The following is a 13,267-nucleotide window of genomic DNA, read 5'->3' on the forward strand; positions in this document are numbered from 1 at the left end:
GGGGGGGGGGGGGGGGCGCGCCCCCGCGCGCGAGGCCCCCACCCGCCCGGGCGCCCCCGGGGGGGCGCCCCCCGGACGGGGTACTGCCGGCGTGACCCGGGCCGCGCCTCGACGGCACGGCCCGGTCGCGCCTTCTCAGACGTTGACGCCGAAGTCCTGCGCGATGCCGCGCAGCCCCGAGGCGTACCCCTGACCGATGGCACGGAACTTCCACTCCGCCCCGTTGCGGTACAGCTCGCCGAAGACCATGGCGGTCTCCGTCGAGGCGTCCTCGCTCAGGTCGTAGCGGGCCAGCTCGCTGTTGTCGGCCTGGTTGACCACGCGAATGTACGCGTTGCGCACCTGGCCGAAGCTCTGCTGCCGGCTCTCGGCCTCGTAGATCGAGACCGGGAAGACGATCTTGTCGACATCGGCCGGGACACCGGCCAGGTTCACCTTGATGACCTCGTCGTCGCCCTCGCCCTCACCGGTGAGGTTGTCACCGGTGTGCTCGACGGAACCGTCGGGGCTCTTGAGGTTGTTGAAAAAGACGAAGTTCCCGTCGCTGCCGACCTTGCCCTCGGCATTCGTCAGCAGCGCGCTGGCGTCGAGGTCGAAGTCACCACCGGTGGTGGTGCGAGCGTCCCAGCCGAGCCCGACGACAACCGCCGTCAGGTTGGGCGCGGCCTTGGTCAGCGAGACGTTGCCGCCCTTGCTGAGGCTGACTCCCACGAGTCCTCCCATTGGTTTCCTTGGGGGCCGGCAGGCGCCGGCGCCTCCACGTTGCGTTGGCATCCGATCAACGACTGGATCCTAGTGACCGGTTCCCGGCGAAGCAGGCTTTTCACCGGGTCGCATGCAGATCCGCCGGTGCCGGATCAGAGCGCGTCGAGCGCCTTGATGTACTCGTTGAGGTCGCGTGCGTCGGGCAGACCGTTGACGACGGTCCAGCGCACCACGCCCTCCTTGTCGATGATGAAGGTGCCGCGCACCGCGCAGCCCTTCTCCTCGTCGAAGACGCCGTAGGCCCGCGACGTCTCGCCGTGCGGCCAGAAGTCCGAGACCAGCGGGTATTCGAGGCCCTCCTGCTCGGCGAAGACGCGCAGGGTGTGGATGGAGTCGTTGGACACGGCGAGCAGCTGCGTGTCGTCGTTCTCGAACTTCGGCAGCTCGTCGCGGAGCGCGCAGAGCTCACCCGTGCAGACGCCCGTGAAGGCGAACGGGTAGAACAGCAGGACGACGTTCTTCTCGCCACGGAAGTCGGAGAGCTTCACGGTCCGGCCGTGGTTGTCCTTCAGCTCGAAATCCGGGGCCTTGGTGCCGACCTCGATCGCCATGAAAAGCGTCCCTTCGCTACATTCACCGGGCTGGGCTGTCCGGGTGGCTCCCACCCTACGCAGAGCCCCCAGCGGGCCACGCGGCGCCCGCACGGGGACACCCCGGCATCCCCGGCATCCCCGGCCGCCCCGCGGTCACACGAAGGCCCCCGACGGCTCGGTGCCGTCGGGGGCCTTCAGGGCGAAATGCGTGGAGCGCGGTTCAGCGCTTGGGCGTGACCAGGCGGCTGCCCGTCCAGTCCTTGCCGGCGCTGATGCTCCTGGTCTGGGAGAGACCGGCCGTCTGCGCGGCCTCGTTGATGTCGCTCGGTTCGACGTATCCACCACGGCCGGTCTTCGGCGTCAGCAGCCAGACCGTACCGCCGTCCTCAAGCAGACCAATGGCATCCACCAGCGCGTCCGTAAGGTCGCCGTCCTCGTCGCGGAACCACAGCAGGACGACGTCTGCGACGTCGTCGTAGTCCTCATCGACGAGATCCTGGCCGATTGTGGCTTCAATGCCCTCACGGAGCTCCTGCTCGACGTCGTCGTCGTAGCCGATCTCCTGGACCACCTGTCCGGGCTCGAACCCCAGGCGTGCTGCCGGGTTGGTCCGCTCCTCCGCGTGGTCCGCGGTCGCGCTCACGGGTTGCCTCCTGATCATGTTTCGGAAAATGCTTGAGCCACGCGCGTGCGCGGGGCGTTGGCCGTAGTCCACACGGGAGCGGCGGATCGCGCAAGTACCCGGCGTCCGAGACCGCCTAAACGGTGACGTTCCCTGCCACGTCGCCGCACTGTCGGCAGATCCCCTCCGGGGGCCCGGCGCTACCGTCCACACCCTTTACGTCCTTCCACAGCTTATGCCGTTTCGGTCCGCCATTCGGAGTCGAACATCTTTTGGGAACGCCTGGACGGGTTGGGCGTATGGTTGCGGTTTGGCCCGACCCATCCCCGCGCTCCGGCCGCGATGTCTCGCAACACGGCGGTTACCCCTCGGTAGAGATGACGTTTGCGCCCTCGCGGTACACGATGGTGATGGCGCACTTGCATACATCCCGGGGGCATGTTCGCCCTCGATCAGGCCCCGTAGAGCACCACCGAACAGCGAAGGAACAGCGTGGCTTCCGGATCCGATCGCAACCCGATCATCATTGGCGGCCTGCCGAGCCAGGTCCCGGACTTCGATCCCGAAGAGACCCAGGAATGGCTCGACTCGCTCGACGCCGCAGTCGACGAGCGAGGCCGCGAGCGGGCCCGTTACCTGATGCTCCGGCTCATCGAGCGTGCGCGCGAGAAGCGCGTCGCCGTGCCGGAGATGCGCAGTACGGACTACGTGAACACGATCGCCACCAAGGACGAGCCGTTCTTCCCCGGCGACGAGGAGATCGAGCGCAAGGTCCTCAACGCGACCCGCTGGAACGCGGCCGTGATGGTGTCGCGCGCCCAGCGTCCGGGGATCGGTGTCGGCGGTCACATCGCCACCTTCGCCTCCTCGGCCTCGCTGTACGACGTCGGCTTCAACCACTTCTTCCGGGGCAAGGACGACGGCCTGGGCGGCGACCAGATCTTCTTCCAGGGGCACGCGTCCCCGGGCATCTACGCCCGCGCCTTCCTTCTCGACCGGCTGAGCGAGGCGCAGCTCGACGCCTTCCGCCAGGAGAAGTCGAAGGCGCCCAACGGCCTGTCCAGCTATCCGCACCCGCGGCTGATGCCGGACTTCTGGGAGTTCCCGACCGTTTCGATGGGCCTCGGCCCGCTCGGCGCGATCTACCAGGCGCGGATGAACCGCTACATGGAGGCGCGCGGTATCGCCGACACCTCCAACTCGCATGTCTGGGCGTACCTGGGCGACGGCGAGATGGACGAGCCCGAGTCGCTCGGCCAGCTCTCCATCGCCGCCCGTGAGGGCCTGGACAACCTCACCTTCGTGGTCAACTGCAACCTGCAGCGGCTCGACGGCCCGGTGCGCGGCAACGGCAAGATCATCCAGGAGCTGGAGTCGCAGTTCCGCGGCGCCGGGTGGAACGTGATCAAGCTGGTCTGGGACCGTTCCTGGGACCCACTGCTCGCGCAGGACCGCACGGGCATCCTGGTCAACAAGCTGAACACCACGCCGGACGGCCAGTTCCAGACGTACGCCACCGAGTCGGGCGCGTACATCCGTGACCACTTCTTCGGGGACGACCCGCGGCTGCGCGACATGGTCAAGGACATGACCGACGACCAGATCCTGCACCTGGGCCGCGGCGGACACGACCACAAGAAGGTCTACGCGGCCTACGCGGCGGCCAAGGCCCACAAGGGCCAGCCGACGGTGATCCTGGCGCAGACGGTCAAGGGCTGGACCCTGGGGCCGAACTTCGAGGGCCGCAACGCGACCCACCAGATGAAGAAGCTCACGGTCGAGGACCTCAAGCGGTTCCGCGACCGGCTGCACATCCCGATCACGGACCAGCAGCTGGAGGACGGCCTTCCGCCGTACTACCACCCGGGCCGTGACTCGGAGGAGATCCAGTACATGCACGACCGCCGCAAGGGTCTGGGCGGTTACGTCCCGACCCGCGTGGTGCGTGCGAAGCCGCTGGTCCTGCCCGAGGACAAGACGTACGCGACCGCGAAGAAGGGTTCCGGTCAGCAGTCGATCGCCACCACCATGGCGTTCGTCCGCATCCTGAAGGACCTCATGCGGGACAAGGAGATCGGCAAGCGTTTCGTGCTGATCGCGCCCGACGAGTACCGCACCTTCGGCATGGACGCCTTCTTCCCGAGCGCGAAGATCTACAACCCGCTGGGCCAGCAGTACGAGGCGGTGGACCGCGATCTGCTGCTCGCCTACAAGGAGTCGCCGACCGGTCAGATGCTGCACGACGGCATCTCGGAGGCCGGCTGCACGGCGTCGCTGATCGCCGCCGGTTCGGCGTACGCCACGCACGGCGAACCGCTGATCCCGGTGTACGTCTTCTACTCGATGTTCGGTTTCCAGCGCACCGGCGACCAGTTCTGGCAGATGGCCGACCAGCTCGCGCGCGGCTTCGTGCTGGGTGCGACCGCCGGCCGTACGACGCTGACCGGTGAGGGTCTCCAGCACGCGGACGGCCACTCGCAGCTGCTCGCCTCGACCAACCCGGGCTGTGTCGCGTACGACCCGGCGTTCGGGTACGAGATCGCGCACATCGTCAAGGACGGTCTGCGCAGGATGTACGGCGGGACCCCCGAGGAGAACGAGGACGTCTTCTACTACCTCACGGTCTACAACGAGCCGATCCAGCACCCGGCCGAGCCGGCGGACGTGGACGTCGAGGGCATCCTCAAGGGCGTGTACCGCTTCAAGGCGGCCGACCGGGGCGAGATCCCGGCCCAGATCATGGCGTCCGGTGTGGCGGTCCCGTGGGCGGTCGAGGCGCAGCGGATCCTCGCCGACGAGTGGAACGTCCGGGCGGACGTCTGGTCGGCGACCTCCTGGAACGAGCTGCGCCGCGAGGCCGTGGACGTGGAGCGGTACAACCTGCTGCACCCGGAGGAGGAGCAGCGCGTCCCGTACGTCACGCGGAAGCTCTCCGGCTCCGAGGGTCCGTTCGTGGCGGTCTCGGACTGGATGCGTTCGGTGCCGGACCAGATCGCGCGCTGGGTGCCCGGTGCGTACCAGTCGCTGGGTGCGGACGGCTTCGGCTTCGCCGACACCCGTGGCGCGGCCCGCCGGTTCTTCCACATCGACGCGCAGTCGATCGTCCTCGCGGTGCTCACCGAGCTCGCGAAGGCCAACCGGATCGACCGTTCGCTGCTGAAGAAGGCGATCGACCGGTACGAGCTGCTGGACGTCACCGCGGCCGCCCCCGGCGCGGCCGGCGGCGACGCGTAGCCGAGACGCGCGGCATGTGACATGTGAAGGGCGGCGGGACCGGTCCGGTCCCGCCGCCCTTCGGCGTTCGCGTCAGTTCTCCCAGATCTTGAAGGCCCGGACCTGGTACGGGGACCGGGGCACCCAGGTGCCGCCGCCCGGGTAGGTGTCGAACTCACCGGTCTCGGCGCATTCCGCCGACTGGTACGTGGTGACGGGGCGGCCGGTGCGGTTGGCGAGCGCCTGGACCTTGCTGCCCTTCGGCAGCGGGACGCAGCTGTCGATGTCGGTCGTGGACAGCTCGTGGGTCCGGCGGGTGCCGGTGAACTCCGGCTGGTCCCAGAGGCAGAGCTGCCCGGCGGCGCAGGACCCGAGCGCGACGGGCGCGGAGTGGGCGTCGGTCTGCGGGATCAGGGCGGTGGCGGCCAGGGAAGCGGCGGCCAGGGTGGTGGCAAGAACGGTCGTGCGCATGGAAATCGTCCCCCGTGGTGGTGCGGATCAGTTGTGCGGATCAGTTGCATGCACACCCTGACCTGCGGGGAAGCAGCCGGGGAAGGGGCCTCGGGGCACACCACCCTGATAGGCGACAGCCCCGCCGGAACGGTCCGGCGGGGCTGTCGTACGTACTGTGTTGACGCGTGGGCGCGAGCCCGGGGCGACTCGGTGACGACCGGTCAGATGTGCCCGGCGCCCGCGCCCGCCTCGGCGTTCGCGCCGCGCTTGGTGAGCGTGGCGACCAGCGCCGCGACGACCGCGACGATGCCGGCGACCATGAACGCCGTGCTCATCCCTGACACGAAGGTGTCATGGGCGACGCCCGCGATCTTCCCCGCGACCTCCGGCGGGACGTTCCCGCCCACCGGGGGGATGCCGACCTCGACGGCCGAGGACGCCTGGTCCAGCTGCTGCGGGCTCAGCGGCGGAAGCTCCGCCGCCTTCCAGTTGCCGGCCAGCTTGGAGTCGACCTGGGAGGCCATGACGGCGCCGAGCACCGCCGTACCGAGGCTGCCGCCGACCTGCATGGCGGCCTGCTGGAGGCCGCCCGCGACGCCGGAGAGCTCCATCGGGGCGTTGCCGACGATGACCTCGGTGGCGCCGACCATCACCGGGGCGAGGCCGAGGCCGAGCAGACCGAACCAGATCGACATGGTCAGGGTGCCGGTGCCGATCTCCAGCTGGGACATGCCGAACATGGCGACCGCCGTGCACACCATGCCGCCGACCAGCGGGACCCGCGGGCCGAACTTGGTGATCATGGCGCCGGCCAGCGGCGAGGCGACGATCATCATGCCGGTCAGCGGCAGCAGGTGCAGACCGCTGTCGACCGGGCTCAGACCGTGCACGTTCTGGAGGTAGAAGGTGACGAAGAACAGCCCGCCCATGAACGCGAAGGCCATCAGCACCATCAGGACCGCACCCGCGGACAGCGGAATGGAGCGGAACATGGCGAGCGGGATCAGCGGTTCCCTGACGTTCTTCTGGGAGAACGCGAAGACCACGAACAGGGCCACGGCGGCGCCCAGGAAGCCGAGCGTCCGGTAGTCGCCCCAGCCCCACTCGGAGCCCTTGATGAGCGCCCAGATCAGGCAGAACATCGCCTGCGACAGCAGCACGATGCCGCCGATGTCGAAGGAGCGCGGCGCGTTCTCGGCGCGGTGGTCCTTGAGGATCACCAGGCCCAGCAGCAGCGCGATCACACCGACCGGCACATTGATGAAGAAGACGGACTGCCAGCTGACGTGCTCGACGAGCACGCCGCCGAGGATCGGGCCACCGGCGGTCGAGGCGCCGATCACCATGCCCCAGATGCCGATCGCCATGTTCAGCTTCTCGGCCGGGAAGGTGGCGCGCAGCAGGCCGAGCGCGGCGGGCATCAGCAGGGCACCGAAGAGGCCCTGGAGCACCCGGAACACGATCACCAGGGCGACGCTGTCGGACAGGCCGATGGCCCCGGATGCCGCGGCGAAGCCCACGACGCCTATGAGGAAGGTCTGACGGTGACCGAACCGGTCACCGAGTTTGCCCGCCGTGATCAGGGAGACCGCGAGGGCGAGCATGTAGCCGTTGGTGATCCACTGGACGTCTGCGAGCGACGCGTTCAGATCCTGCTGGATGGCGGGGTTGGCGATCGCGACGATCGTGCCGTCGAGCGCGACCATCATCACGCCGATGGCCACGGAGAAGAGCGTCAGCCAGGGGTGGCCGCGCAGCCCCTTGGCCGGTGCGGGAGCGACGGTGTCGTGCGGCTCCCGCGACGCCTTGTCGACGGTGGTCTGACTAGTCATGCCGGGGACATTAGTGTCAGCCTCTGACAGTTGACAAACCATTTCACAAGACAGTAACTGTCACGTAGCTCACAGGTACGCTGAGCTGGACAAAGCAGGAGAAAGAAGGCCGTTTAAGTGACCGATGAGCAGCGGGCCGCGCATCCGACCGGACTGCGTGAACGGAAGAAGCGACGCACCCGGGACGCCCTGCTGCACGCCGCCCTCGATCTTTTCACCACCCAGGGGTACGAGGAGACCACCGTCGACGAGATCGTCGAGGCGGTGGAGGTCTCCCAGCGCACCTTCTTCCGCTACTTCGCGAGCAAGGAGGAGGCCGCCTTCGCCATCCAGGAGATGGTGGAGTCGAGCTTCCTCTCGGAGCTGCGCCGGCGCCCCGCCGGGGAGGCCCCGTTCGACGCGCTGCGCGGCGCGGTCCTGTGCGCCTGGAACAGCATCGGCGAGACCATCGAGGAGCTCGTCACGGTCGAACTCCACATGCGTACGTACCGGATGATCGAATCGACGCCCTCACTGCTCGCCGCCCACCTGCGGCGGTGCTCGGACCTGGAGAACCAGATCGCGCTGCTGATCGCCGGCCGCGAGGGGCTCGACGTGGACGAGGACCCGCGGCCCAGGGTCGCCGTGGCGGCGTTCTGCGGGGTGATACGGGTGACGGGTCAGCTCTGGGGGCGCGGCCGGGAATCCGGCGTGGACTCACTGCGCGCCCTGACCGAGGCGTACCTGGACCAGCTCGGACCGGCACTGGCCGGCAACTGGCGTACGGAATCCGGCGCGACGACCGGGTAGCGGCGCGGCGTACCGGATCCGGCGCGACAGCGGCCGGAGCGGCGTACGGGCAACACCCGTGACATCCCCGCCCGGTGTGCCGTACGCCTCAGTGCGCGGCATGACCGACTTCACAACAGCCGTGCCCCGGTGGGCGGATGTGATCTCCGGGAGGCGCTCCGCGCGCCTGAGCGTACGTAAGACAACCACACAGCGTGAAAAGCGCGATGCTGAATTCCCCGCAGCCGAGTGATGTGCGTCACCCTCTTCACGGCTGCCGTCGCGCGTCTCCTAATGTGGGCCGCAGTGACTTCCTTCGACTCCTCCCCCACGCTCACCGCATGGCGCGCGCTGCTCGCCGTCGCGGTCGTGTTCGTGATGCTGGCGACCACTGGCTGGACCGCCGTACGTCACCAACGCTCCGACGAGCCACGCACCGTCGCACTCGCCGACTGGGCGCGGGGCCGGGTGGCGGGTCATGCGCTGCCGGACGCCGACGCGCCGCCGTACCGGCTGGCCCAGTTCTTCGCCACGCTCACGGCCGCGCAGCGTGCCTCTCTGGCCGACAAGTACCCCTTGGTCGTGGGCAATCTGAACGGCGCGCCGGTGACTCTGCGCTATCGCGCCAATCGGCGGGCCGTGGCGCAGGCACGGAAGGCCGAGCAGCGGCGCACGCACGATGTGCGGCTCTCGCCCGAGGGCCGCGCCGAGGCGGTCCGCCGGATGCACCGCTTCGGTTCGATGCTCACCCGCGGCCGCCACTTCCTGGCCTTCGACCCGTCCGGGAAGGGCCGCGCCGCGGAGGTGTTCGGCAGTCTCGACCGGGCCGAACGGATCTCCGTGATCGTCCCCGGCGTCGACACCAACCTGCTGACGCTGGAACGGCCCGAGCCCAAGGTGAACGCCGCCCCGGTCGGCATGGCGAAGTCGCTGTACGCGGCGGAGCGCGCCGCGCGCCCCGGCACCCGTACCGCCGTCATCGCCTGGGCCGACTACACCACGCCTGCCGGGATCGGTATGGACGCCGCTCTGGGCAATCTCGCCGGGCGCGGGGCGGTACGGCTGAACGCCCTGGTGGAGGCGCTGCCCGGCACCGCTCCCGTCGCGTTGTTCTGCCACAGCTACGGCTCGGTGCTGTGCGGGGTCGCCGCGCACGAACTGCCCGCCAGGGTCGGTGACATCGCGGTGGCCGGCAGCCCCGGCATGCGGGTGGAGAACGCCGCGCAGCTGCGGACCGGGGCCAGGGTGTGGGCGATGCGCGATCGCGACGACTGGATCGAGGACGTGCCGAACCTGGAGTTCGGCGGACTGGGTCACGGGGCGGACCCGGTCGACCCCGGCTTCGGCGCACGGATCGTCTCGGCGGGCGACGCGGTCGGGCACAGTGGCTACTTCGAGCCGGGGACCGAGAGCCTCGGCAACTTCGCCGCCATCGGCACGGGCTCCTACCAATCGGTGAGCTGCGCGTCCGCCGATGACACCTGCCGTGAACGAATCACCGGAAGCCGGGCCATCTGACGGGGGCGGGGGCCCTGGTCGGCCGTCGATCGCAGCTTGCACCGAAGGGGGACGGGTGGGGCAAGTGCCGCATACGATGAGGCACATGGGTGATGTGCTGGCCGGAATTCATGCCACCTGGGAGTTCGACACCGACTCCGTGCTCATCCGCTTCGAACGGGGGATCCGCACGCCGAAGCTCTTCCAGAGCCTGCGGGAACGACGGGTGCCGCACGCGGCGCTGTCATCGGTGACGCTGACCCCGGGCAAGCGGGGCACGGTGGTCCTGCGTGCCGTGCCGAGACCGGGTGCCGATCCGCTGGTCGAGGCCGCGGCCGGGCAGCTGAAGGACGGCTGCGATCCGTACCGGCTGGTGCTCCCCGCCGAGCGCGAGACGCTGGCCGAGTACTACGCGGACGAACTGCGCGCCCGGCTCGGCCCCGACGCGGCGGAGCCCGCCGAGCGGTTCCTGGTCGCGGCGCCCGAGGCACCGTTGCAGTTCAAGGCGTACGACGGCCGGGCCGGCTTCGACGGGCACCGGGTCTCCTTCCGCTGGTTCTGGACGGGCGCCTCCACGGCGAAGTGGAAGGCCGGCGACCAGACGTTCCCGGTGACGGAGCTGAGCGGTGTCGAGTGGCGCTCGCCGGAGGCCTTCGAGGGCTATCTGCGGCTGGTGCCGAGGGGCCTGGAGACCGCGGTCCCGGGACCGGGCGCGGGCGAGGGGCCGGCCCGGAGCAGTGGTCCGGGCCCGGTCGCGGAGCCGGGCGCGGCGCACGGCCCGCAGCCGGTCGCGGCCCGCCCCACCCGGGCCGATCAGGACCCGGCCGCGGTGATCTTCGGCCTCGGCTACGGACCGGTCCACGAGTCGCTGCCGTTCGCCGCGGCCGTGCTGGAATCGGTGCGCAGGAACCATTCAGCTGCCGTCGCGCCCGCCGCCGTCCTGGCGGGCGCCGGACGGCGCGACCCGGCGGACATCGCGGAGCGGATCCGGCACCTCGGGGAGCTGCACCGGGCCGGTCTGGTGACGGACGACGAGTTCAGCGCCAAGAAGGCCCAGCTGCTCGCCGAGCTGTAGCGCCTGTCCGGCGGACCGGGCCGGCAGTACCTCCGTATGAGAGGCGGACCGGCCCCTGGTATGACGCCACCGGGCCGGGCCGCTGCTTAGGCTGCTGCGGCCATGACGACCACCCCGCCGTACGTTCCGCCCGAGGCGCCGCCGCGCCCGCCGCCCGCCGCCGATGGGCTGGTGAGCGCCGCCCGCCGCAATCTGCGCGAGATCGCCCACGGTCTCGCCCACCCGTCCCATCCCCCGGTCCCCCCGCTGGCGGGCGCGCGCAAACGGTGGCGGAGGCTGCTGCCGTACGTGGTCGTGTTCGCCCTCGGGGCGATCTTCGTCCCGGTCACGCTCAATGTGCTGATCAACGAATACAGCATGGCCGAGGGACTGGCGGGCCTGCTGACCGTCGCCCAGACCGCGCCGCTGCTGATGCTGGCACACCGCCCGTTGCAGGCGTGGTGGATCATCTTCCCCGCCGACATCGTGGGGGCGCTGGTACTGCTGCAGTACCAGGAACCGCTGATGGCCATCTGGCCGTGGCCGCCGCCGACACTGATCGCCTACCTCTTCGTGATGCTGGCGGTGGCCCTGCGCGAGACCCGCCGGACCGTGGTCTCCGTCTGGGCGCTGACCGCCGTGGCGAGCCTGGTCCTGCATCTGGGCGGCACGGACCGCAGCAACGGCACCGCGGGCCTGCTCCCGGCGCTCGGAGCGGTGTTCATGGTGATCGGTGCGGTGATACGGGAGCGGGGCGACGCACAGCGCCGGCTCGCCGAGCAGGAGACCATCAGCGAGGCCGAGCGGGCGCAGCGCACGCTGCTGGAGGAGCGCGCCAGGATCGCCCGTGAGCTGCACGACGTGGTCGCGCACCACATGTCCGTGATCACGGTGCAGGCCGACTCCGCGCCCTACCGGATCGGCGGGCTGCCCGAGGAGGCGCACGAGGAGTTCGCCGCGATCGCGGCGAGCGCACGGGAGTCGCTGACGGAGATGCGGCGGCTGCTGACGGTGCTGCGCAGCGACGGCACGGAGGGCGAGCGGGCACCGCAGCCGGGGCTCGACCGGGTGCAGCAGCTGGTGGAGGCGACGGTGCGGGCGGGGCTGCCGGCCGAGCTGTCGGTGCCGGCCCGGCTGCCGGACGTACCGCAGGCGGTGGATGTGTCGGCGTACCGGATCGTGCAGGAGGCCCTGGCCAACGTGATCCGCCACGCCCCCGGTGCGCGGACCCGGATATCGGTCAGCTCCGACGGCGCGCACCTGACCGTCCTGGTGGTCAACGACCGGGCGCGGCAGCCCGATTCGCCGCTGGAGGCGTCCGGCACGGGGCATGGACTGGTCGGTATGCGGGAGCGCGTACGGTTGACCGGCGGCACGCTCGACACCGGACCGCTGCCCGACGGCGGCTTCCGGGTGGCGGCGCGGCTGCCCCTGACCCCTGTCGTGCCGCCGGCCCCGGAGGACTCTTGACCATTCGCGTGATCATCGTCGACGACCAGGCCATGGTGCGGGCGGGCTTCGCGGCGCTGCTGTCGGCGCAGAGCGACATCGATGTGGTCGGCGAGGCGCCGGACGGGCGCCGGGGCGTCGAGGTCGGCCGCGGCACCCGTCCGGACGTGGTGCTGATGGATGTCCGGATGCCGGAGATGGACGGCCTGGCGGCGGCCCGTGAGCTGCTGAACCCGCCGGTGGGGGTGGTGCACCGGCCGAAGGTCCTGATGCTCACCACGTTCGACGTGGACGACTACGTGTACGAGGCGCTGCGCGCCGGGGCGTCCGGCTTCCTGCTGAAGGATGCGCCGCCGGCCGACCTGATCTCGGCGGTGCGGGTGGTCGCGGCGGGCGAGGCGCTGCTCGCGCCGTCCGTGACGCGCCGTCTGATCGCGGACTTCGCCCGGCAGGGCCCGACCGGGGCCACCCGGAGCGGCCAGTCGCTGCGGCTGAACGGGCTGACCCCGCGCGAGACGGAGGTGCTGGAGCTGATCGCGCGGGGCCTGTCCAACCAGGAGATCGCGGGGAAGCTGGTACTGGCCGAGCAGACCGTGAAGACGCATATCGGCCGGGTGCTGGCCAAGCTGGACCTGCGGGACCGGGCACAGGCGGTGATCTTCGCGTACGAGGCGGGGGTGGTGGTGCCGGGCGAGGGGTGACGCCGTTCTCGACTCGCTCTACTTGTCGAAGACGAAGCGGATGTTGTTGTCGTCCAGGTACTTGATGTCGATCTCGCAGCCCTTTTGCAGCCTCGACGAGTAGAAGGCGGAAACCGTGTCCCTGCCTTCCACCTCCTTGGTCACACCGTCCTCGGTCCAGGAGAGCCGGTACTTGATGTTGGAGGATCCGCCGTCGTTCGAACCGAGGTATCGCACGTCCTCGACCACGGCCAGGATGTCCCGGCCCTCCCACCGGATCTTGTGGTCGCGCATGAAGAGACGAACGATGTAGGAAATAGAACCCCCGATTATCACAATGGAAATAATTGCAACAAACAGCATGGGCGCACCCCTCGTATAAACGTGCCGTACCGCAGGTC

The 13,267-nt window shown here is 69.8% G+C and carries 12 protein-coding genes; 6 read left to right on the top strand and 6 right to left on the bottom strand.

Annotated features, from left to right (window positions below; all coding sequences use genetic code 11):
• Positions 1-135 precede the first annotated feature (135 nt).
• The 3 genes from ABZ622_RS34455 to ABZ622_RS34465 form a co-directional block, all read right to left on the bottom strand.
• Complete coding sequence (locus tag ABZ622_RS34455; RefSeq protein WP_326770018.1) at positions 136-711, bottom strand: TerD family protein; 576 nt, start codon at positions 709-711, stop codon at positions 136-138.
• Positions 712-857: 146 nt separating this feature from the next.
• Positions 858-1,316: a peroxiredoxin gene (locus ABZ622_RS34460; RefSeq protein WP_124717865.1), complete on the bottom strand. Its 459-nt coding sequence runs from the start codon at positions 1,314-1,316 to the stop codon at positions 858-860.
• A 202-nt stretch (positions 1,317-1,518) separates the two neighbouring features.
• The gene (locus tag ABZ622_RS34465; protein WP_360550078.1) at positions 1,519-1,941 is read right to left on the bottom strand and encodes a DUF3052 domain-containing protein; all 423 of its coding nucleotides are present in this window, start codon (positions 1,939-1,941) and stop codon (positions 1,519-1,521) included.
• Positions 1,942-2,412: 471 nt separating this feature from the next.
• Between ABZ622_RS34465 and aceE the strand changes: the two genes are divergently transcribed.
• Positions 2,413-5,154, top strand: coding sequence for a pyruvate dehydrogenase (acetyl-transferring), homodimeric type (gene aceE, locus ABZ622_RS34470; protein ID WP_360550080.1), 2,742 nt, complete (start codon positions 2,413-2,415; stop codon positions 5,152-5,154).
• Between the two features lie 72 nt (positions 5,155-5,226).
• Here the strand turns inward: aceE and ABZ622_RS34475 are convergent, their stop codons facing one another.
• Positions 5,227-5,604, bottom strand: a complete 378-nt coding sequence (locus tag ABZ622_RS34475; RefSeq protein ID WP_360550082.1) for a peptidase inhibitor family I36 protein — start codon at positions 5,602-5,604, stop codon at positions 5,227-5,229.
• Between the two features lie 203 nt (positions 5,605-5,807).
• Complete coding sequence (locus tag ABZ622_RS34480) at positions 5,808-7,418, bottom strand: MFS transporter (protein WP_360550084.1); 1,611 nt, start codon at positions 7,416-7,418, stop codon at positions 5,808-5,810.
• A gap of 117 nt (positions 7,419-7,535) precedes the next feature.
• Between ABZ622_RS34480 and ABZ622_RS34485 the strand changes: the two genes are divergently transcribed.
• From ABZ622_RS34485 to ABZ622_RS34505, 5 genes are all read left to right on the top strand, one after another.
• Positions 7,536-8,207 carry a TetR family transcriptional regulator gene (locus ABZ622_RS34485; protein WP_360550086.1) on the top strand — a complete coding sequence of 224 codons (672 nt, stop codon included), beginning with the start codon at positions 7,536-7,538 and terminating at the stop codon, positions 8,205-8,207.
• Positions 8,208-8,492: 285 nt separating this feature from the next.
• The gene (locus tag ABZ622_RS34490) at positions 8,493-9,704 is read left to right on the top strand and encodes an alpha/beta hydrolase (protein WP_360550088.1); all 1,212 of its coding nucleotides are present in this window, start codon (positions 8,493-8,495) and stop codon (positions 9,702-9,704) included.
• An 85-nt stretch (positions 9,705-9,789) separates the two neighbouring features.
• A complete protein-coding gene (locus ABZ622_RS34495) occupies positions 9,790-10,758 on the top strand; it encodes a DUF4429 domain-containing protein (RefSeq protein ID WP_360550090.1) in 969 nt (322 codons plus the stop codon).
• 102 nt (positions 10,759-10,860) lie between these two features.
• Entirely contained in the window at positions 10,861-12,207 is a 1,347-nt protein-coding gene (locus ABZ622_RS34500; protein ID WP_360550092.1) for a sensor histidine kinase, read from the top strand.
• Complete coding sequence (locus ABZ622_RS34505; protein ID WP_360550094.1) at positions 12,204-12,887, top strand: response regulator transcription factor; 684 nt, start codon at positions 12,204-12,206, stop codon at positions 12,885-12,887. The genes ABZ622_RS34500 and ABZ622_RS34505 overlap by 4 nt, the downstream gene beginning before the upstream one ends.
• An 18-nt stretch (positions 12,888-12,905) precedes the next feature.
• Here ABZ622_RS34505 and ABZ622_RS34510 read toward each other — a convergent pair whose 3' ends face one another.
• Entirely contained in the window at positions 12,906-13,160 is a 255-nt protein-coding gene (locus ABZ622_RS34510) for a hypothetical protein (RefSeq protein WP_241196347.1), read from the bottom strand.
• Between the last annotated feature and the right edge of the window lie 107 nt (positions 13,161-13,267).

It is taken from the genome of Streptomyces sp. NPDC007164, from assembly GCF_040634135.1.
In the GTDB taxonomy this organism is placed as follows: Bacteria; Actinomycetota; Actinomycetes; order Streptomycetales; family Streptomycetaceae; genus Streptomyces; species Streptomyces sanglieri.